The organism is Paenibacillus cineris, from assembly GCF_018333335.1.
In the GTDB taxonomy this organism is placed as follows: Bacteria; Bacillota; Bacilli; order Paenibacillales; family Paenibacillaceae; genus Paenibacillus_AQ; species Paenibacillus_AQ favisporus.
This window is the reverse complement of sequence record NZ_BORU01000005.1, coordinates 174,849-195,968: the sequence shown is the minus strand read 5'-3', so window position 1 is coordinate 195,968 and position 21,120 is coordinate 174,849. Positions and strand designations below refer to the sequence as shown.

Below are 21,120 nucleotides of genomic sequence, written 5' to 3'. Positions count from 1 at the left end.
CGGGCTTTACCCGACTAGGCGTGCTTGAACACAAAAAAGACGGCTGACGCCGTCTTAAATGCTTTGTCCCTGCTTCTCACGCTTTTGTCTGCAACCCCCAACCGACGGGATACGATGCGCCGAGCGATACCGGCAGACGCCCTTTGAAAGGGATGGTGCCGGCGATCGCCTTGGCGGTGCTCACAAGCGCCAGCGGGCGGCTCTCGTAGGCCGCAACCAGTGCAGACGCTTCCGTAAAACACATCAGGTCGTACGGATTGCGAAGCGCGGCCACCACGACCGGTTTGCCAAGCGCGAGCAAATTCTGGACCAGCTTGATCTGCGCCGGGTCAAACTGCGCATTGTACGTGCCCACGACGATCTGCCGCACCTCCCCGCCTTCGGCTTCCTCCATAAGGCGGCCCGCCTGTTCCGCCACTTCGGCCAGCGGCACCTGACGGTCGGTCACGTCGATCCCCTGTGCGGCCAGGGCGCTGCCCAGGCTTTCCGTCCTCGCGATCGCTTCGTCGGCGATCGTCAGCGCGGCAGCCGCGACCGAGATGACCAGCGTGCGCTCCCGTTTCAGCGGCAGGATGCCCTCCCTTGCTTGCACCAGCGTAATGCTTGCCTCGCTGATCCGGCGGGCCAGATCCATGTGGGCTTCGCTCCCGGGGAGCTTGTCCCGCAGTCCGGGCACTGCCTGTTTGCCACTCTGGGCCAGCTCGTCCTGCAGCCCATGCGAGACTTCGACAACCTGCCCGCCCAGCTCCGGCCGCAGCGTCCCCAGCTCCGCCGGGCTCCCGAGCAGTCCGCGCTTCGCCTTCAGCGCAAGCAGCCTCCGCACGGAGGTGTCGATCCGGCTCTCCGCGATCCGGCCGGAGCGGACCGCCTGCTCCAGCGCCTCCATCGCCTCCACCTGCAGCTGCGGGGTCTGGCTGATCAGGACGGTGTCCGCTCCCGCTTCGACCGCCATCACCGCAGCCTTGACGGTGCCGTAATGCTCGGCGATCGCTTTCATTTCCATGCAGTCGGTCATGACGACGCCATCGTAGCCGAGCTCCTCGCGCAGCAGGCCGGTCAGCACGGCATGCGACAGCGTTACCGGCAGCTTGGACGGCTCTAGCGCCGGAAAATAAATATGCGCCGACATGACCGCGTCGATGCCTTCGGCGATCGCCTTTTTGAACGGAACGAGCTCCACCTCATCCATCCGCTCCCGGTCGTGTGTAATCGTCGGCAGGTCCAGATGGGAGTCCACGGCGGTATCCCCGTGTCCGGGAAAATGCTTCGCCGTGGCCGCGACGCCCGCGTCCTGCAGGCCGCGGAAAGCAAGCGTCCCGTACTCCGCCACCGCTTCCGGGGACTCCCCATAGGAACGGACGCCGATGACCGGATTCAGCGGATTGTTGTTCACGTCGAGCACCGGCGCAAAGTTCAGGTTGATGCCAAGGGAACGCAGTTCCTCCCCGCTGACGCGCGCGGACTCGTACACCCAGTCCGCCGAGCCCGCGGCGGCCAGCGCCATATTTCCCGGCATCAGAGCAACGCCTTCCGTGATCCGGGCGACCATTCCGCCTTCCTGATCAATGGAAATCCACAACGGCAGCGTCCCCGACGCTGCGGCCGCCTGCTGCAGATCCCGGCTCAGCCTGCCCACCTGCTCCGTCGTCTTCACGTTGCGGGCGAAATAAATGACGCCGCCGATCTGATGCGTGCTGATGAACTGCCGCAGCTCCTCGCTGATTTCCGTCCCCCAAAAGCCGCAAACGAACATCTGCCCGATTTTTTGCCGCAGGCTCATGCTCTTGATCAGCTGATCGATCTTCCGTTCCTGATTCATCGTGATATCCCCCTAGCTCATATGCTGTATCAATTGCGCTGCTGATTCCGATCTGATTCCAATATCTGCGAAATACCATCATCGCTCCCAAATCCATGACAGCATGATTTAAAATATCGATTCTGATAGGATTCGAATCTTCAATGATCCATCACTCTGATTTCAATTTCGGTATACCGGATCCGGTTCCCCCTGCGATTCCTTCTCCCTATTCCGTCCGCTCCTGCAGCCGCTCATGCAGAAAATCGACGACATGGACGGCCTTCATGCTGCCGCTGAGGCCTTCCTTCTCGATGCCGTGCTTCATCTGCAGCAGGCAGCCGGGATTGCTGGTCAGCAGATACTGGGCCTGCGTCGCTTCCACATGCTCCATCTTGTGATCCAGAATGCTGCCGGCCATTTCCGGCTGTGTCACGTTGTAGATGCCTGCTGAGCCGCAGCAGCGATCGGCGTTTTTCATTTCGATAAACTCGGCGCCCTCCACTTGGCGCATCAAAACGCGCGGGGCGTCCGCCGATTTCATCACGTTGCGCAGATGGCAGGAATCCTGGTAGGTGATTCTCACCTTCGGGTTCCCTTCTGGAGCAGGTCCTGCCGAAGGGACGCCGAAGTTTAAGCTTCGGCCCGCACGGACAAGCAGCTCGCTGACGTCGACGACACGCCCGGCGAACCAGGCTGCATCATCCCGCCACTGCGGATCTTCATGCAGCAGATGGTCGTATTCGGTCAGGATTGCCCCGCAGCCGCCCGCATTGGAGACGATATAGTCCACATTCGCCTCCTTGAAGGCGCGGATGTTGCCGCGGGCGAGCTCCCGCGCTCCTTCCGCCTCGCCGCTGTGCGCATGCAGGGCGCCGCAGCAGTTCTGTGCCGCCGGAATCACTACATCGAAGCCGGCTGCGGTAAGCAGATCCACGGTATGAATGTTCGTGTCCGTGAACAGCACATCCATAATGCAGCCTCTGAAGAGCGCTGCAGTTGCGATTTTCTCGCCTTTTGCCGGGTGATACGCGCCGATCTTCTCCAGCACGCCCTTGCCCGAAGCTTCGGGCAATATTTTCTCCATATCGCTGATATGCTTCGGAAACAGCTTCATGATGCCGGTGGACCGCGCTGCCTTCCGCAGCCCCGACTTCTGGTACAGCTCGAGGCCTCGGCCCACCAGCTTCATCCGCTTCTGATGCGGAAATACCGTTTTGAACGCCGCATGACGGGCAGCCTTCACCAGCGGTTTATGCTGCTTGTGATCCTCGATCGCGTCCCTTACCTGTTCAATAAGCTGCCCGTATTTGACGCCCGCCGGACAGGCCGGCTCGCAGGCGCGGCAGCCGAGGCAGTGGTTCATCTGCTCCTCGAACGCCCCATCCGGCTCCATAATGCCATCTGCAACGGCCTTCATCAGGGCGATCCGGCCCCGCGGCGACTCGGCCTCGATGCCCGTCTCGGCAAAGGTTGGACACGCCGGAAGGCAGAAGCCGCAGCGCATGCAGTTGGTCAGCTGGTCCTCATCGAGGCGCAGCCGGAGCGTCTCGGCGAGCGGATTCGCCCGCTCCTTCACGTTCACCGTGTTACCCACGATCGATCACCACCCGTTTTCTTGTTTCTTTTGCGAACATTTTCCCCGGATTCAGCAGGTTTTGCGGATCAAAGGACTGCTTGATCGCCTTCATGACCTCCATCCCCGCTGCCCCGACTTTCCATTCGAGGAACGGCGATTTCACCAATCCGACCCCATGCTCGCCGGTAATCGTTCCCCCGAGCCGGATCGCTGCTTCGAAGATTTCCTCGAACGCTTCGTCCACCCGGTGAATTTCCTCCTGATTGCGCGCATCGGTCGTTGCCGTCGGATGAAGGTTGCCGTCTCCCGCATGGCCGAAGGTGCAGATCTGGACGTCGTATTTCTTCGCGATGCGGTTGATCTCAAGTACCATATCCGCGATCTTGGAACGCGGCACCGTCGCGTCCTCGAGAATCGTTGTCGGCTTCAGTCTTGCCAGCGCGGTAAACGCGCTGCGCCGGGCGGTCAGCAGCTTCTCGGCCTCCTCCGCGCTCGCCGCGATACTCACTTGATCGGCTTGCTCGCTGCGGCAGATGTCCGTGATAAGCGCAATATCCCGCTCCACGGTTTCCATGTCGCCGTCCTGTTCGATCAGCAGGATCGCTTCCATGTCGAGCGGCAGCCCCAGCTTCGCATAATCGTCCACGACCCTGATCGTGGAGCGGTCGAGAATTTCCAGGGTAGCCGGGATGATCCGGTTCTCGATGATTTTGGATACCGTGCGGGCCGCGCCGTACAAATCCTTATACATCGCCAGCATCGTCTTCTTGTACTTCGGCGGCGGAATCAGCTTCAGCGTCGCCTCCGTGATGATGGCCAGCGTGCCTTCCGAACCGACCAGCAGCTTCGTCAGATCGTAACCGGCCACATCCTTCATCAGCTTGCCGCCGGTTCGAATGATGTCGCCGCTCGCCAAGACCGCCTCCAGCCCGATCACGTAATCTTTGGTCGTTCCGTATTTCAGCCCGCGCAGGCCGCCCGAGCATTCGGCGATATTGCCGCCGAGGGTCGAGATCGACATGCTGCTCGGGTCCGGCGGGTAGAACAGGCCGAGCTCCTCCACATGCGTAATAAACTGTTTCGTATTTAGCCCAGGCTGAACGATTGCCGTTAAATTTTCCATATCGATCTCGAGGATCCGGTTCATCCGGTGCATGACCATGACGACGCCGCCTTGAACGGGCACCGTGCCGCCGCACAGGTTCGTTCCCGAACCCCGGCCGACGACAGGGATTTTATGCCGGCTCAGCACCTTCATCACTTCGGAGACCTGGCCGGTATTTTCCGGGTATACAACCGCATCCGGCAGCGACTGCAGCATCGGCGTGCCGTCATACGAATGCGTGACCAGCGACTGGGGATCATCCTTTACATAAGAGCTGCCCAAAATGGCGACAAGCTCGCGTTTTACGTCTTCCTGCAGCAAGGAAAACACTCCTTTACATTCCATAATCGATATCAGTGCGAAGAAATTAGTCAGGTCATCTGATGACTTTTATTATGATCAAGTATACACTAAAATAAATGAATCTATATAGATTGAATTCAAGAAAGTCACATTTTAGACACAATTTATTCCCCGTAGATCAAGGAATGACTAGTAAAAACTTAAACGGAGGGACGCTTGAACGATGAATCCGCAGCGGCCGTTGAAACAATATGAGTGGGTAATGAATGATTTGAAGCGGCAGATGGACGAGGGCTCGCTTCAGCCGGGGGACCGCCTCTCCTCGGTCGTTGACCTGGCGCTCCAGTACAATGTGGGCAGATCGACCATCCGCGAGGCGCTCAGCGCTCTGAAAGCGATGGGGCTGCTGGATATCCGCCAGGGCGGAGGGACGTTTGTGCGTACACCGCCCGCCGATCCGCTGCCGGTACATCCCGGACAGCTCTACGCGGACTTGTGGGAGGGTCGCGCGGCTTCGCTGCGCCATCTGCTTGAGGTCCGGCGCGTGCTGGAGACCGGCTGCGCCTCCGTTGCCGCATCGAACCGCAGTGAGGCGGATCTGGCGGCTTTTGAGGAAATACTGCGCGAAATGGAGAACGCCGCCGATGAGCAGGTCAGCGAGCAGGCGGACGTGAAATTCCATCAGCAAATCGCCGCGGCAACGCACAATCCGCTGCTGCTGGATTTGATGGAGTCGTTATCGAACAAGCTGCATGAAAACATGAAGGATATGCGCGCCTTGTGGTTCTATGCCGAGCGCTCCTCCGCCGAGCGGCTGCTGCAGGAGCATGCGTCCATCTATGAGGCGATCCGGACCCAGGATGCCAAGGAGGCCCTGGCCCGGATGGAGGCCCATATCACCAAAGTGGAGCAGGTGCTCAGTGAAAAAGGCGCGGGCGACCAGCCGCTTTGACCTCCAGGCTTAAGCCTGAGCCGCAGAGGCGAAAGCGCGATGCCGCTGCCAAAGAAGCAAGCCCGATTTAGCGTCCGCCCTTGCCTCCTGCCCACCCGCGTTTCAATTTACCCGGCATAGGCAGCACGCCATGTTAATTTCCTCGCCGCCCGCTGTACCTTTTTAAAAATACTTCCAGCTTCCTTTTATTCGTATAGACGAGAATCAGCAGATTTACGAGCCATATGCACAAATATGGTCCCGGGAAGCCCCGGGCGATCAGATAGACGGAGACGAGCATGAAGCCGGCCACCACCTGGAAGCCGCTCGCTTCCGTGGATAAGGGCCGCCGGCTCATCAGCTTGGAGGCGATCAGCAGCAGCGCGAGAATGACGGCCAGCGCCAGCGATACCTCAAACCGGGTCAAGGCGCTCCATACCCCGAAGGTGACGGCGATCGCCTTGCCTCCCTTGAACTTCAGGAACGGCGTGAAGGCATGCCCCGCAACCGGGGCCGCGGCGACAGCCACCATGCCATACCCGTGCACGGTGCCGCTGCCGGCGATCCATACCAGGGGCACATATCCCTTCAAAAAGTCCAGCGCCACCCCCGCCAGACCCAGCTTATACCCCGCAGCGCTCCAGAGGTTGAACGCACCCGGGTTCCCGTCTCCCACCGCCTTCAAATCCTTGTGCGCCGCCCGGCCCAGCCAATACGAGAACATCAGCGAGCCGCACAGAAATTCCACAGCCGTCAGCAGCAGGATCATCATGGTTCCCTATGCCCCCCAACATCCACGGCCCTGTCCTTCCACATGACATGCCCCAGAAACATGACCTGGTAAGCGGAATACAGCATCACCACCAGGAAAAAGATCGTGGATAAAATATGAAGAACAGGCATCACGAGGCCGAATTTGCCGACATTTTTGATCAGATAGCCGATGTGTGCCATGTACAGCAAGTAGCCCGCGAGCAAGGGGATTCCCCATGGCGTGTTCCATAGAAAGTACGTCCCTGCGGAGCAGACCAATCCGATAAACCAGAGCGCAATCAGTACGATCGTCCATGGACTCAGCTTGGCCGTGCTCAGCACCGCCCCTTTGCCGAATCCCTGCAGCTCGCTTTTAATACCGTGCGGGTACATGCGGAACGATACCATCCCCCGGCCGATAAAATTCGTTACGTCGATCCCGGCTTCCATGTACTTGGCGCCCAGGTTTAAATCATCCAATATTTCCGACCGGATGCTGCTGTGGCCGCCGACTTGCTCATAATCTTGCCTTGTTGTCAAAATGCAGGAGCCGTAAAGTCCTTTCCGGAGATTGCGGCGTTCAAAAGGGGAGGTAAACGCAAATACGCCCAAAATATTCGGAATGAGTGCAAGGCGTTCGTAAAATTTCTCGGTGTGATGAAAGGGGACGACGGAAATGACGCCACCGGTGCGGGAGCGAAGCTGCAGAAGCGAATCCAGCGCATGCGGTGACAAGCGGATGTCGGCATCCAGAAAAACGAACGTATCCCCGGAAGCATGAAGGTAGCCGTTCCACACGGCCCATGTTTTTCCCGTCCATCCGGGAGGAAGCGGCGGATTCTGCACGATGGTCACCCCGAAGCCCGCGGCGACGTCCCGGGTCCGGTCCTGCGAGCCGTCGTCGACGACAATGATCTCATGCGGCTGCAAGCTTTGAGCCCGGAGCGATTCCAGGAGAAAAGCCAGATTCTTCTCCTCATTCCGTGCCGGAATGATCACGGAGAGCTTAGCCCCCGCCTGCCGCCCTGCGCCATCGCTGCGAGGGACCTGATTTTTGCGGAACAAAACAATCCCGGAAAGGATGCCGATAACAAATAACAGGTAAAGAAACAGGTAAAGCCCCATAGCCAACAACCCCATCTCTCTAAAGTAGCTGGAACCTTGGAAGGTTAGAGCCTTTCGTGCGTCTGCCGGATCTGTCATGAAGCGTTATCGTTGAATGATGCAACCATAGTGTAGCCGAGCATTTCTCCCTTTTCAATACATTATATTCCAGCCCCTTGGCCAAGGATTCGCGGATTGTACCATCCCTTCTGAAAACTTTCTGGCCCATTCGGACCATGCTGCGCAGCAGAACGCCTTTTATGATAAAATAATGTTATTACTCCCAGTACAGGGCGGCGGCAAGGAGGCATAATCCATGAATATCAGCAGCCGGTTTTCCGTGGCTATTCATATCCTTTCGATTCTGGAAGTCAACAAGACGGGTACCAATACGTCTGATTTTATAGCTTCAAGCGTCAACACGAACCCGGTCGTGATCCGGAGAATTACAGGCATGCTCAGCAAGGCGGGATTGGTCGAAGTGAAGCCGGGGGTCCCCGGTGCCAAGCTGGCCAAGGATCCTAGTGATATAACGCTGCTGGACATTTATAATGCGGTTAACGTCGTGGAGGAGAACGGCCTGTTCGGCGTCCATGATTCTCCCAATCCGGATTGCACGGTGGGCCGCAACATCCAGGGGGTGATCGTCCCGTTGTTCACCAGCGCCCAGAAAGCGATGGAGAACGTGCTCGCTGCCGTTAAGCTCCAGGACATCATCCAAGACATCGAAGTGCTTGAAATGTAACGCACGCCCCGACTCCCGACCCGGAAGAGGGGCGTGGTTTTTTCGTATTGAAGGTTTGCCGTCCTTTTTGATTTGACATTCGTCCAACATGTAACTACAATAGTTACAAGAAGGACATGATAACCAGGAGGGAACTTTTTTATGAATATCGGAGTTATTGGAGCCAGCGGCAAGGCTGGACGCCTTATTGTAGAGGAAGCGTTGAACCGCGGACACCAGGTAACGGCGATCGTTCGTGATGCAGGCCGCGTTACGGGGAACGTCAGCGTTCTGGAGAAAGATGTGTTTGACCTGACGGCTGAAGATGTGAAGCCGTTTGATGTTGTCGTCAACGCCTTCGGCGCCAAGCCCGGGGACGAGCATCTTCACGTCGAAGCCGGAAGATCGCTGATTTCCGCCCTGAAGGACGCACCGTCGACCCGGCTCATCGTCGTGGGGGGCGCAGGCAGCCTGTTTGTCGACGAAGCACAGACCACCCGCGTCATGGATACGCCAGATTTTCCGAAGGAATACTTCGCTACGGCATCCAATCAGGGCAAAAACCTCGAGGATCTGCAGCAGTCCAGCGGGATTCAGTGGACCTTTATCAGTCCGTCGGCCTTTTTTGATCCCGAAGGGGCAAGAACCGGCTCTTACCAGGCCGGAAAGGACCAGCTTCTCGTCAACTCAGCCGGCAGCAGCTATATCAGCTACGCGGACTACGCGATTGCCGTCCTTGATGAAATCGAGCATCCGCAGCATCGGAACGAACGGTTCACCGTTGTGGGCGAAGCCAAATAAATAGATGTATTGACAAAAGAGACGATCCCCTTTCTTGGGACCGTCTCTTTTACTTACCGGAAAAGGCAGTTTCACGCTTATTTCGATTCCATCATCGAAGGAGCGGCCTTCCAGCTCATCTCCTCCAAAAGGGCGCGAACCCGTTCCAACATCATGTCCACATGCTCGGCATGCATATCTTTGAGGAGCGACATATTTTCCGGCTCGGCAATATAGCTGAGCGTGTTCAGGAACAGCTCCGTTTCCAAATCGATTAACGCGATTTCCCGTGCCCGGCCAATTAAATCCTCGTAGGGCATGCGATCCGCAGGGACATCGAGCCTAAGATGCAGAGCGATCTCCTTCAGCTTGGTTTTCGCCGCCATATGGGCGAGAATCAGTGCCGGCTGCAGCTGTCCCTCGTCTTTGAGCAGGATCGCCAGATTCATATGACTCCTGGATAATTCACTCCAAATTCGGGTCTTGGCGGACTGGACGGAATCCCCATTCGCGTTAAGTTCCCTTTCTTTGACCAGGCTCGAGTTTGTTGTGTATGGACTCATTCCCATTCATACCTCCCTTGGAGCAGCACTTCTGCAGGAACTGAAGCCGGTATGGCTTGCCGGCGCGAAGTAAGGGGGTGCATACTCATCTTGAGTGTCGGCATATAGACTGCCGGAAGTGCTTGCCGCCCTGCGGCCGCCTGTATCGGCCATCCAAGACGGGAACGTTCCCATCTTGACCGCTGCGGGCTTTAGGCTTGATAACTGCTGGCACTCCTTGTTGTATATTTCGGTTTTTTCTGCATCAAAATGAAGGGTTTTCCATATTAAATAGCTTTCTCCAACAATTAGTGTAGTATTGGGGATTCGCCATGGCAAAGTGGCCCTCCCGCTTCCTGCTTCCTCCCTATTTTTTTCATCACGGCTCCAGGTACGGTGCTATAATGAAGAGGTTGGTTTCAAATACATCATGACAATGATCTCGAAAAAGGAAGCTGAGCTATGATTGGAGACATACTTCTGGAAGTGGTGCTGCCCGTCTTTGTGCTGATTGGAATCGGTTCATGGATGCAGCGCGTGTTCCGCCTGGATTTGTACACACTGGCCAAAATCAATTTTTACTGCATAACCCCTGCCGCCGTCTTTATGAGCATGTATCATTCGGATATGTCGGGCGAGCTGCTCGGGAATGTGACACTCTTTTACGCATTATATGTATTCATTCTATACGTGATAGGGACCTTGGTCTCCCGCCCGCTGAAATTCACCAAAAGCATGCGCGCCGCGTTCAACAACAGCATCATGCTGGACAACTCGGGCAACTACGGGATGCCGATCAATGCCCTGGTGTTCAAGGGGGACCCCCTCGCCAGCTCCATGCAGGCGCTGATCATGTCGCTGCAGAGCCTCCTGACGTTCACTTATGGAGTCATATCGATCCAGGGCGCCAAGCTGAAAGGCAATTACCGCAGCATGATTATCGGCTTTCTAAAAATGCCGGTCCCGTATGCACTCGTGCTCGGAATCGTGCTGCATGCTGTGCATGCCCCGCTGCCCCTGTTCGTATCGCAGCCGCTCACCTATGCCCAGCAGTCGATGGTGGCCGTCGCCCTGCTCACGCTGGGAGCCCAGATCGTCAAGTATCCGCTCAAACTGTACCGTGTGGACGTATATATCAGCCTGTTCCTCCGCCTTATCATCGGCCCGGTCATCGGCGTAACACTCGTGTTTGCGCTTGGAATGAAGGGGATTCCAGCCCAGGCGCTGCTCATCGCATCCGGCATGCCGACCGGGGTCAACACGTCGATTTTGGCGGAAGAGTACAATAACGAGCCGGATTTTGCGGCGCAAACCGTCCTGATTTCCACGCTGTTTAACATTATTACGATTACGGGTTTGATTTCACTGGCGAAAATGTTCTGAAATAGAGGCGAAATGCCTCTATTTTTTTGTATATATCGGCCAAATCTGCTCCTGCCCTAGCGGGAACCAAGGACGAATTGGCGCGGCGTAACGCCGAGCACCCGCTTGAAATGCCGGTGAAAATGGCTTTGGTCGCTGAAGTTAAGCACTGCCGCCACTTCGTGAACGGGAAGACCGGACAGCAGCAGCTGCTGTGACCTGCGGATCCGCTCCCGGATCATATACTGGTGCGGCGGCAGGCCTGTGGTCTGCTTAAACAGCCTTACCAGATGGGACGAGCTGATATGAGCGGCTGCAGCCAGGTCTTCGAGAGAGATATCCTGGTCCAGAAACGCATCGATGTACTGCAGCGCTTGATCCAGCTGATTTTTCTCCAGCTTATGCGGGGCCGCCCAGCTCCCGGCTTTGGTGCCTGAACCGTAGCGGTCGAGCATATGGACGGTGAGCATGCGCATCAAGGAATCCGAGTAGAGCCTGCCGCCCACCCCCCCGCTCTGCTGCTCTTCGTGGAGCCAGCGGACCAGCTGGACGAGCCGTTCATCCTGCAGCCGGATCTGTGTGGCGAAATCGATCTGCCTGGCTCCTCCGGGGAGCTCCAGCTCACCGGCTACCTTTTGGACCAGGTCAGGGCTCAGGTCGAGACGGAAGAAATCCAGCTCCCTGTCCCACCGGCACAAAGACATGTCGCCTGCAGAGAATACGTTGATATGTCCTGGCCAGGCCACCCCTTCCCCGCTGTATCCGTCGGACCGCTCAAACACGCGGACCGGCTCCTTGGTACGGTGAATGACCATGAGGTGCCCCGTTAATACCGGCTCAAAGGCTTCCTGCGGGGGGACTTGCTCCAGACTGGACAACGTATACTCCGGCTTCTCCACGATCCTGTTTTCACCCTTTCCCACTGTTGGCCGTAGCGGCAATGCGTTCTCCTCCCTACCGCTTGGATGCAAATGAAACGCTTTTTTTTCCATTCTAAACGCTGCTTCCTTCCCTGACAAAGGGTACTTCGGCCCAAATGAGCATTTTGTTCAAAAAAGATGATCAACCGGTTCAAGAAACCGTCCCCGGATTCCCCGTATACTTGGGTTCAAGAAGGGCACCAACCCTATAACATGAATGGAGGCGTTGAATCATGAAATATGCAAGACTCGGAAACTCGGGACTGATCGTGTCCAAACTGGCATTCGGAGCAATGACTTTTGGCACGGGAAACCTCCCGAGCGTCTATAAGGTAGGCCCATCAGCTGCCCGGCAGCTTGTGGACGAGGCGCTGGCGGCAGGCATCAATTTCTTCGATACCGCGGATGGTTATGCCGACGGGCAAAGTGAAGAAATGCTGGGGCAGCTGCTAGGATCAAGGCGGCAGGAAGTGGTTATTGCCACCAAAGGCGGCTTCCGTGCGGGACCTGCGCTTGTTCAGTCGGGCTTGTCCCGCAAGCATTTGTTTGCCGCCGCAGAGGCGAGCCTGAAACGCCTCGGCACCGATTACATCGATTTGTACATCGTTCACAAGACGGATCCCTTCACGCCGCTGGAAGAAACGCTCGAAGCGCTGAACGACTTGGTCCGGCAGGGAAAAGTCCGCTATATCGGCTTCTCCAACTGGCCGGCCTGGCTGGCGGCCAAGGCGGTGCAAATCCAGCGCGAACGGGGCTGGGCCACCTTCATTAGCGGACAGATGTATTATTCCCTGGTCGGCAGGGACGTCGAGTACGATATCCTGCCGTTCATGAAGGACGCGGGCGTCGGGCTGACGGTATGGAGCCCGCTGGCCGGCGGATTTCTAAGCGGCAAGTATTCCCGCAGCAATTTGCAGGATCCGGACGGACGGCTGAGCGGCTTTGACATCATTCCGTTCGACAAGGAATGGGGTTTTGCCGTGCTGGACCACGTTCACAGCATCGCCGATGCGCATGGCGTGACGGCTGCACAGGTATCGCTTGCCTGGCTGCTGTCCAAAGCCGGCGTCAGCAGCGTCCTGGTGGGCGCCAGCAAAATGAGCCAGCTGGAGGACAATTTGAAAGCCATCGACCTGGAGCTGACGGCTGAGGAGATGCTGCTGCTGGATCAAGCCACACAGCCGCGCCCGCTCTACCCGAATTGGTTTGCCGATTCGATGCTGGATGCGGAGCACATGAAAGCGCTGGGGTAACGTAGAAGTACGGCGAATAATGGGGGTTCGTTCATATTCAGTTCATAAACATCGTGTATTTTGGTTTCATTCCAAAAAAGCAAATAGAGAAATGAGGGAGTTTGGAGTGAAATCAAATCGAAACACGCTGATTTTGATCGGACTGATGATCGGTCTGATTTTTGCGGAGCTGGACGAAACCGTCGTATCCACGGCGATGCCTACCATCATCCGCGATTTGCACGGCCTGGCGCTGTACGGCTGGGTCGCCGGCATTTATATGCTGGCTGCGACCATTTTCATGCCGATCCTCGGCAAGCTGGCCGACATTTACGGCCGGAAAGTCGTTTATTTAAGCTGCATGGCGCTCTTTATCGCAGGCTCGATCGTATGCGGCCTCGCCCCATCGATGACGGTGCTGCTTATTGGCCGGGGCATTCAGGGCATTGGAGCCGGGGGGCTCATGCCGATCGCCTTAGCCATCATCGGAGATTCGTACCCGCTGGAGAAACGCGCCAAAATCCAGAGCCTGTTCGGCCCCATGATGATCATTCCCCAGCTGCTGGGTCCGACGGTGGGCGGATATTTGGTCGGCCACGTCAACTGGCACTGGGTGTTCCTGATCAACATTCCGGTTGGCCTGATCGCCGCCCTGGTGCTCGGAATCGGCATGCGGGAATCGCGCGGAGACGAGAAGAAGCCGATCGACTGGCTTGGTTCATCGGTGCTTACCTTAAGCATGCTGTCCCTGCTAATGTCACCGGTTCTGGTCGATAACCAGGGTCTGGCCTGGTCTTCGCCAACGATTATCGGGCTGCTGGTTATCGGCGCCTTGCTGCTCGGTCTGTTTATCTGGATCGAGACGAAGGTCAAGGAGCCGATTATCCCGCTGCATTTGTTCCGTAACCGCAATGTGGTCGTGCTGTCGCTGCTGGTCTTTATTCTCATGCTGGGCCTGATGGGCGGCATCGCCACCTTCCCGTACTTTGCCCAAAATGTGATGGGGCTGACACCGACGCAGTCCGGGTATCTGATGCTGGCGTTTATGGCCGGCGCCATTCCGTCGAGCATCGTTAACGGATTTTTAATCACCCGTGTTCCATACCGCAATCTGTTTATCATTTGCTTCATCCTGCCGGTCATCGGCATCTATCTGCTGACGCAGCTTGGCATTCACACATCCGTGGTGTATATCGTCGCTTCCTTCTTTATTCTGGGCCTCGGCCTCGGCGCCCTGTTCGGCGGCGACAATCTGATCGTGCAGGAATCGGTGTCCAAGGAAAACAGCGGCATTGCGCTCGGCACCGTGCAGCTGATCCAGTCGCTCGGCACGACGATCGGTCTCAGCGTCTTCGGCAGCCTGCTTGCCAAGCATATCAAGGATGGCGTCTCCTCCATTGCCGGACAGCTTCCTGAAGGAAGCGCAGAGCACCTGGCTACGGGAGGCATCCCGGCAAATCTGGCGCCGGACTTGGTGCTGAAGGTGCAGACCGTCTTTGTGGACGCGTTCCAAAACTTGTTCGGCATCGCGTTCGTGTTTATCCTGGTCTCCTTTGTGATCACCTGGTTTTTGAAAAAGGGAGTGCTCACCAGCAAAGAAGCAACGGCCGAGTCGGGACACAGCTGAGCCGGCAGGCCGTCGTTCTAAACTTATAAATGTGGCTGAACGCTTCTCTAGTCATGCATGGCAATCCAAAATAAATAGCGACAGTCTTGGGATCAAAAATCTCCCCGGACTGTCGCTATTTCATTTCCAGCTAACCCCTGCTTCTATTCCCCCGTTTTGGCAAATCGCTCGATTCTTTCGCCAATCTGATCGCGTACACGTTGAAATACGGCCCACTTCTCTTCCTCTGTACCCTGGGCTTTCGCCGGATCGTCAAATCCCCAATGCTCACGTCTGACTTGCGGCGGTGTGACGGGGCATTTGTCAGCCGCATCGCCGCAGAGGGTCACCACGAAATCAGCCTCGTTAAGGAGTGTGGGATCAATGATATCAGAGGTTTGACCGGAAATATCAATCCCTGCTTCTTCCATGGCTTTGACGGCATTGGGATTAAGCCCGTGAGCTTCAATGCCCGCACTGTGCACATTCCAGTCGTCACCCAGGTATTTTTTCGCCCAGCCTTCAGCCATTTGACTCCGGCAGGAATTGCCTGTGCACAAAAAGTAAATTGTTTTCTTGTTCATATGAGCATGTCTCCTTAGATATGAAAATTATAAGATCGCTAACCACAAATACAGGCCCAGCAGCGTAATCAAAAGGGTAGGAATTGTCAGGATGATGCCGGTTCTAAAATACGTCCCCCAGGAGATTTTGACCCCTTTGGCGGACAGCACATGAAGCCATAGGAGCGTCGCCAGTGATCCAATGGGAGTCATCTTCGGCCCTAAGTCGGAACCGATGACATTGGCATACGCCAGAGCCTCTTTGATGGCATCGGTGGTGTGGGTGGATTGTATGGCCAGGGCATCAATCATGACGGTGGGCAAATTGTTCATTACAGATGACAGCACGGCAGATATAAAGCCCATTGAGATCGTCGCCGCAAACAACCCCTGATCAGCTGCCGACTGAATGACTTGAGCTAATAAGTCCGTCAGCCCGGCATTCCGCAAGCCATACACCACCACATACATGCCAATGGAGAAAAAGACGATGGCCCACGGGGCCCCCTTAACCACATCCTTGACCGGAACGATTGGACTTTTTCTTGCCATTAGCAAAAAGAAGATCGCGATTACACCAGCGACGATGGATACCGGTATGTTTAAAAATTCGCTCGCAAAGTATCCAGCCAGCAGAATGGCAAGCACAACCCAGGACAATCTGAACATTGCTGGATCCTTGATCGCATCCTCCGGGTTCCTTAGATCGGCGGCATCAAACTTCGCGGGAATGCTCTTTCGGAAGAACAGGTAGAGAACGATGATGCTGGCTCCCAGAGCAAATAAATCCGGGATGATCATATGGCCGGCGTATTCCATGAAGGAAATACCGAAGAAGTCAGCAGACACGATATTTACGAGGTTGCTGACAACCAGCGGCAGTGAGGTCGTATCTGCAATAAACCCGCTGGCGATAATGAACGGGAACACCTTCTTTTCATCGAATCTGAGCGCCCGCATCATCGCGAGAACGATCGGCGTCAGGATCAGCGCAGCACCGTCATTTGCAAAAAATGCAGCCACAACAGCACCGAGGAACGAGACATAAATAAACATCCGCAGACCGCTGCCGCGGGCAGCCCTTGCCATATGGAGCGCAGCCCACTCGAAAAAACCGATGCTGTCCAGAATAAGCGAAATAAGGATAATGGCTACAAAAGCGAGCGTAGCATTCCATACGATTTGCGTGACATCCCAAACATCCTGGAACCGGACCACCCCAAGGAGCAGAGCAAGAACCGCGCCTCCACAGGCTGACCATCCGATCGACAGGTTTTTGGGCTGCCAGATGACGAGAACTAGTGTGACCAAAAATATGACGCAAGCCAATACAACGGTTACCATTTCAACCTCCGTGCGAACTGTCGCTGTTCTTGTTTGTAAACATTCGCGAATCATTATATAACTATGTACTTATATGATCAACAGATAAACTTACTTGCACGCGGAAGTTAAATGCTGTTTGTTTAATGCGGATAATATCGTTTGGGAATCGGGCGTGTGATCCAATACAGCCTTGATATACGGTTTATCATCTGCATTTAAGGAGTAGTACACCCATTGTCCACGCTTACTTTCCTTCACCAGTCCCTGAGATTTCAGCTTTCTTAAATGCTGGCTTACCGCAGGCTGGGAAACCTCCAGGATCTCAACAAGCTCACAAACGCAAAATTCCCGCTCCTTAAGTAAGGATAATATGGTAAGGCGGGTGTAATCGCTTAGCAGCTTTAGCTTATCCGACATTTCGCGAATATGTTCCATAAGGGTCCCTCCTTTTCGTGATATATAAGCGAATGATTATATGATATGATGATGAGAAATAAATATCAAATCCATAGAAATGCATCCTTACCCCCAAAAAAACATTTGCATATTGCAAATAAATACAGTATAAATGAATCACGAGGTGAAAAAACGCCATGGAAAGCACTCGCGAACTATTCCAAATCATGACCCGCCGCTTTGGCTTACTCAATAAAAATTGCTGTACCGTGGGTGGGCACGATCTCACACCGGTTCAAAGCCACATTTTGTTTGAGGTCGACCGCCAGCATCATCCTTCGATCCAACAGATCGCGGAAACATTAGGCACCGATATCACAACATTCAGCCGCCAGGTACAATCACTGATCAAAATGAACCTGATCAAAAAGACGCCTGATCCCACAGATCGCCGGGTTTCAACGCTCGCACTAACGGTTGAAGGGAAGTACGTCGCCGCCACCATCGACCATCAAATGAACGCTTATTTGGATGATGTATTTTCTTTTATGACCGAGTTTGAGAAAGAGACCGTTCTCCGGTCCATTAAATTGATGAATGAAGCGATGGCCAAATCCGATTATTGCTGCAAACCGATGCTAGGGTAATTTTTTTTACCTTTCATTACTTGCAGTTTGCAATTAATTTTCATCATGTGCAATCCTTTGATCTGATGTCAAATGGCTTTGCTGCTTCCAGCAGCGGGTCATTCAACATACACAACCCTTTAAGGAGGTCCTTCGATGTACGATCACTTTTACACCGCCGAGTACCTGATGAAAATGAACGAACAGCAAGTGCAAAAAACGGCTCGGCAGGCATGGAAATGGTCCGCGGAAAAACCAAAAATGGGCCGGTATAAGTTCCTGGACTCTGTCCGTAAAGCGAAGACAGTTCCTTGCTGCTCTCCACCCATTCAGGCTTGCTGCTAAATTGCTGCTGACCATTGAATCGAATCCAAACCTATTCTAAGGAGTGTTATCCATGTCAAAGTTAACGAATGATGAAATCCGCCAAAACGTGCGTAGCCGATATAAGCAGATTGCCGTTGCCGAGATGAATGCCGGATCTTGCTGCCAACCGGACAACAGCCAAGCCAGCTGCTGCAGCACGCCTTCCGATTTTAATTCGATCTCGAGCCGATTAGGTTACTTCGACGACGAATTAAACGCGGCACCAGAAGGCGCAAACCTTGGTTTGGGATGTGGTAACCCGCAGGCGATTGCTTCTTTAAAGGCTGGTGAAGTCGTGCTGGATTTGGGAAGTGGCGGCGGATTTGACTGTTTTCTGGCATCGCGCCAGGTAGGAGATACCGGTAAAGTCATCGGTGTCGACATGACTCCCGAAATGGTCAGCCGTGCACGCAGCAATGCAGTGAAAGGCCATTTCAAGAACACCGATTTCCGTCTGGGGGAAATTGAGCACCTTCCCGTCGCTGATCACACGGTAGATGCCATTATTTCGAACTGTGTGGTCAATCTGTCTCCAGATAAACAGCAGGTGTTTCACGATTCTTTTCGTGTACTGAAAAGCGGAGGCCGGCTGGCCATTTCGGATATCGTTACAACAGCAGATTTACCTCCTGAGATCAAAAACGACCTGGATGAATTGTATTCAGGCTGCATTTCAGGGGCTTCTTCCGTCAGCGAAATAGAAGCGATGCTTAGTCAAAGCGGGTTTACAAACATTAGCGTTGAACCTAAGGATGAGTCCAAAGCTTTTATTAAGGATTGGGTCCAAGGATCGAATATTGAGGATTACATTGTTTCGGCTGTCATCCAAGCCACCAAGCCTTAAGATCGTGGAATGCCTTCCTGTTTACCCATGTCCACCCATATTATGGCTCTTGTTCCAGCCGAGATGTGTTATATTAGTACCATCTCGGTTAAATACATAATTATGGAATTTTTAGGGGTGAACAGCTATTGGATTTGGAAAGAAGGATTGAGCAGCTCGAAGCGAAAATGAAAGCGATGGAGCTGGAGCTGAACGAACTTAGACGGGAGAGGCCGGGTATAGGTGATCCTCGGCAGCAGCCGGTGAATCCGGGAGCCCAGGCCCAGCGGCCGGTGCAGCCGCAGGTTCCGCCTCAGGCTCCCTATGCGTCGCCGCAGGCACCGGGCGCTGCATACCCGAACCCGCCTGGGTCACAGCCTTACCAGGGGCATCCAGGCCAGCAGCCGATACCTGGGCAGCCGGGAGTGCCGGGGTACCCTGGTGGTCCCGGCACGGGGCCGTATCCGGGCCAGCCGGGAACCGCAGGTTACCCGGCGCAGGCGGGCCCGCACCAAGGCCAGCCGGGCCAAGGGCCGTACTATGGCCAGCCCCGTCCAGCCGGGCCGCAGGCCCAGCGGCCGCCCAAGCCGCCGAAGCCGCCCGTGGACTGGGAGCATGCCATCGCACGGGTGTGGCTGCCGCGCGTGTTTATCGTCGTGCTGCTGCTCGGCGTCCTGTGGGGCTTTATCGCCGCCGTGTCGGCGGGGTATCTGACGCAGCCGGTACGCTGCCTCCTCGGCCTCGTTGCCGCCGGCGCACTGTACTTCTTCGGGGAGCGGCAGGTCCGGGCGCAGCGGGAAGGATTGGCGCAGGTGCTGCTCGGCGGCTCTGTCGCCGTGCTCATGCTGACCTTTTTTGCGGCGCATCATCTATATGAATTGATTCCGTCCTGGTTAGCTTTCCTGTTATATATCTTGTCCATCGCCCTGGGGGTGTGGACCGCCGTAAGACGCCGCTCCCAGACGCTCGTGATCATTATGACCGTCGGCGGTTATCTCATTCCGTTCCTGGTGAAATCCACGGAGCCGAACGCCTGGATCGCCGCAGGTTTCGAGCTCGTCTTTTCCCTGGCGATGACGTCGCTGTCGATCCGCTTTGCTTACCGCGCCGCTTATTTCGTGTCCATCGGCGTGCTGCATCTGCCGCTGATGATTCTATACATGGCGGGCGATTTCGAAGGCAGCCGGCATGTCTTCCTCGGCGCGGTATTCCTGCAGCACGCCCTGCTGCTCGTCCTCTCGCTGGTCCGTCCGTACCGCCACCGCGTAGACGAGACGGTATCGCTCATGACCGGCTTCGGGCTGGTCGTGCTGTGGATTTACGCTTTGTACAATCAGGCGGGCGGCCCCGGTCCCGAATCGATGATGATGATCATCTGGGCCGTCATTTACAGCCTGATCGCCCTCTGGCGGGTGATGAGCGGCCGCGTTCCCCACGAATACATGGCGATCGCGACCTGCGCATGGCTCATTTGGCTGGTTGAAATCGTCAGCCGGGAGGCACTGCCGCTGTCTGTCCTGATCGAGGCGTCCCTTGGGCTCGGCCTCGGCATCCTGCTGAGAAGCCGGATGCAGCAGATCACGTCCGCCATCCTGTATTTGTTCGGGGGACTGAGCATTCTGCAGCTGATCATTCACGAGATCCTGTCGATCGAAACGCTGTCCTGGATCGCGCTCCTGGCCAGCCTGGCAGGCTTGTCGGCGGTCCTCCGCAGACATCTGGCCGAAGAATGGCAGCGGAAAGTACCGGATATTCTGATGTGGTCCGCCGCTCTGCTGTCCATCGTCTTCCTGACGGAAGTGACCTCGGTTCTGACGCGGAATCTGTCGTTCGACCTGCAGCATTTGATCCTGTCGGCCGAATACGCGCTCTATGCGATCATCGTTATTATTTACGGCGTCATGGTGGGTAAATCGATGGTCCGCCTGGCCGGACTGATCGTCCTGCTGATCACGCTGCTCAAGGTCATCTTCTTCGACCTGCCAGGCGTGTCGCTGGCCGTGCGGGCGATCCTGTTCATCGGTCTGGGCGTCGCCGGGATCGCCGTTTCCCGAATTTTGTACAAACGCAAAGGGGCCGATCCCGAAGCACCACAGGGACCTCCGCCGGGACCACCGTCGCTCCCGCCGGAATAAATACGAAATAACCGCGCCGCCCGAGAGTTACTCTACTTGACTCAAAAAGCGATGCCACGGGAGCCATGCTTATCGATTTTCAAAAAAAAGGGTACCTGTCCATCCCCGATGGATGCAGGTACCCTTTTTTTAATACAGCCAACGAC

20 protein-coding genes are annotated in these 21,120 nt (G+C 55.6%); 10 read left to right on the top strand and 10 right to left on the bottom strand.

The annotated features are described in order from the left end of the window. Positions 1-76: 76 nt before the first annotated feature. The 3 genes from nagZ to KI379_RS30150 all read right to left on the bottom strand — a co-directional run bounded on the left by nagZ (position 77) and on the right by KI379_RS30150 (position 4,803). Complete coding sequence (nagZ, locus tag KI379_RS30160) at positions 77-1,819, bottom strand: beta-N-acetylhexosaminidase (protein WP_212985871.1); 1,743 nt, start codon at positions 1,817-1,819, stop codon at positions 77-79. A gap of 208 nt (positions 1,820-2,027) precedes the next feature. Next, positions 2,028-3,395, bottom strand: coding sequence for a (Fe-S)-binding protein (locus tag KI379_RS30155; RefSeq protein WP_373309630.1), 1,368 nt, complete (start codon positions 3,393-3,395; stop codon positions 2,028-2,030). After that, positions 3,388-4,803 (bottom strand): FAD-binding oxidoreductase, encoded by a 1,416-nt coding sequence (locus KI379_RS30150; protein WP_076173638.1) that lies wholly within the window; start codon positions 4,801-4,803, stop codon positions 3,388-3,390. Before KI379_RS30150 ends, KI379_RS30155 begins: the two co-directional genes overlap by 8 nt. A 205-nt stretch (positions 4,804-5,008) precedes the next feature. On the opposite strand from KI379_RS30150, the gene KI379_RS30145 reads away from it, so the two are divergent. Then, positions 5,009-5,737 (top strand): FadR/GntR family transcriptional regulator, encoded by a 729-nt coding sequence (locus KI379_RS30145; protein ID WP_076173637.1) that lies wholly within the window; start codon positions 5,009-5,011, stop codon positions 5,735-5,737. A 133-nt stretch (positions 5,738-5,870) separates the two neighbouring features. Here KI379_RS30145 and KI379_RS30140 read toward each other — a convergent pair whose 3' ends face one another. Together KI379_RS30140 and KI379_RS30135 are read right to left on the bottom strand one after the other, a co-directional pair. Beyond that, a complete protein-coding gene (locus tag KI379_RS30140) occupies positions 5,871-6,488 on the bottom strand; it encodes a glycerol-3-phosphate acyltransferase (protein ID WP_306433708.1) in 618 nt (205 codons plus the stop codon). Next, positions 6,485-7,594, bottom strand: coding sequence for a glycosyltransferase family 2 protein (locus KI379_RS30135; RefSeq protein ID WP_089548507.1), 1,110 nt, complete (start codon positions 7,592-7,594; stop codon positions 6,485-6,487). Before KI379_RS30135 ends, KI379_RS30140 begins: the two co-directional genes overlap by 4 nt. Positions 7,595-7,889: 295 nt before the next feature. Between KI379_RS30135 and KI379_RS30130 the strand changes: the two genes are divergently transcribed. Both KI379_RS30130 and KI379_RS30125 read left to right on the top strand, forming a co-directional pair. Next, positions 7,890-8,318 (top strand): Rrf2 family transcriptional regulator, encoded by a 429-nt coding sequence (locus KI379_RS30130; RefSeq protein ID WP_212985870.1) that lies wholly within the window; start codon positions 7,890-7,892, stop codon positions 8,316-8,318. Between the two features lie 141 nt (positions 8,319-8,459). Continuing rightward, on the top strand, positions 8,460-9,098 hold the full coding sequence (locus KI379_RS30125; protein WP_212985869.1) for an NAD(P)-dependent oxidoreductase: 639 nt from the start codon (positions 8,460-8,462) through the stop codon (positions 9,096-9,098). Between the two features lie 77 nt (positions 9,099-9,175). On the opposite strand, the gene KI379_RS30120 is transcribed toward KI379_RS30125, so the two are convergent. Continuing rightward, entirely contained in the window at positions 9,176-9,640 is a 465-nt protein-coding gene (locus KI379_RS30120) for a hypothetical protein (RefSeq protein WP_212985868.1), read from the bottom strand. 441 nt (positions 9,641-10,081) lie between these two features. On the opposite strand from KI379_RS30120, the gene KI379_RS30115 reads away from it, so the two are divergent. Then, positions 10,082-11,002 carry an AEC family transporter gene (locus KI379_RS30115; protein WP_212985867.1) on the top strand — a complete coding sequence of 307 codons (921 nt, stop codon included), beginning with the start codon at positions 10,082-10,084 and terminating at the stop codon, positions 11,000-11,002. Positions 11,003-11,058: 56 nt separating this feature from the next. Here the strand turns inward: KI379_RS30115 and KI379_RS30110 are convergent, their stop codons facing one another. Continuing rightward, positions 11,059-11,922 carry a helix-turn-helix transcriptional regulator gene (locus tag KI379_RS30110; RefSeq protein WP_212985866.1) on the bottom strand — a complete coding sequence of 288 codons (864 nt, stop codon included), beginning with the start codon at positions 11,920-11,922 and terminating at the stop codon, positions 11,059-11,061. A 212-nt stretch (positions 11,923-12,134) separates the two neighbouring features. On the opposite strand from KI379_RS30110, the gene KI379_RS30105 reads away from it, so the two are divergent. Together KI379_RS30105 and KI379_RS30100 are read left to right on the top strand one after the other, a co-directional pair. After that, entirely contained in the window at positions 12,135-13,154 is a 1,020-nt protein-coding gene (locus tag KI379_RS30105) for an aldo/keto reductase (RefSeq protein WP_212985865.1), read from the top strand. A 106-nt stretch (positions 13,155-13,260) separates the two neighbouring features. Next, positions 13,261-14,760, top strand: coding sequence for an MDR family MFS transporter (locus tag KI379_RS30100; protein WP_244879496.1), 1,500 nt, complete (start codon positions 13,261-13,263; stop codon positions 14,758-14,760). A gap of 143 nt (positions 14,761-14,903) precedes the next feature. On the opposite strand, the gene arsC is transcribed toward KI379_RS30100, so the two are convergent. The 3 genes from arsC to KI379_RS30085 all read right to left on the bottom strand — a co-directional run bounded on the left by arsC (position 14,904) and on the right by KI379_RS30085 (position 17,063). Further along, on the bottom strand, positions 14,904-15,323 hold the full coding sequence (arsC, locus tag KI379_RS30095; RefSeq protein WP_089548513.1) for an arsenate reductase (thioredoxin): 420 nt from the start codon (positions 15,321-15,323) through the stop codon (positions 14,904-14,906). A 27-nt stretch (positions 15,324-15,350) separates the two neighbouring features. After that, on the bottom strand, positions 15,351-16,646 hold the full coding sequence (locus tag KI379_RS30090; RefSeq protein WP_212985863.1) for an arsenic transporter: 1,296 nt from the start codon (positions 16,644-16,646) through the stop codon (positions 15,351-15,353). Positions 16,647-16,736: 90 nt separating this feature from the next. Further along, positions 16,737-17,063, bottom strand: coding sequence for an ArsR/SmtB family transcription factor (locus tag KI379_RS30085; RefSeq protein ID WP_212985862.1), 327 nt, complete (start codon positions 17,061-17,063; stop codon positions 16,737-16,739). A 158-nt stretch (positions 17,064-17,221) separates the two neighbouring features. Between KI379_RS30085 and KI379_RS30080 the strand changes: the two genes are divergently transcribed. From KI379_RS30080 to KI379_RS30065, 4 genes are all read left to right on the top strand, one after another. Beyond that, positions 17,222-17,671 carry a MarR family winged helix-turn-helix transcriptional regulator gene (locus KI379_RS30080; protein WP_076173626.1) on the top strand — a complete coding sequence of 150 codons (450 nt, stop codon included), beginning with the start codon at positions 17,222-17,224 and terminating at the stop codon, positions 17,669-17,671. A gap of 135 nt (positions 17,672-17,806) precedes the next feature. Further along, positions 17,807-17,995: a hypothetical protein gene (locus tag KI379_RS30075; protein ID WP_076173625.1), complete on the top strand. Its 189-nt coding sequence runs from the start codon at positions 17,807-17,809 to the stop codon at positions 17,993-17,995. A gap of 52 nt (positions 17,996-18,047) precedes the next feature. Next, positions 18,048-18,860: an arsenite methyltransferase gene (locus KI379_RS30070; protein WP_212985861.1), complete on the top strand. Its 813-nt coding sequence runs from the start codon at positions 18,048-18,050 to the stop codon at positions 18,858-18,860. Between the two features lie 128 nt (positions 18,861-18,988). After that, on the top strand, positions 18,989-20,974 hold the full coding sequence (locus KI379_RS30065; RefSeq protein ID WP_212985860.1) for a DUF2339 domain-containing protein: 1,986 nt from the start codon (positions 18,989-18,991) through the stop codon (positions 20,972-20,974). Positions 20,975-21,120: the final 146 nt, after the last annotated feature.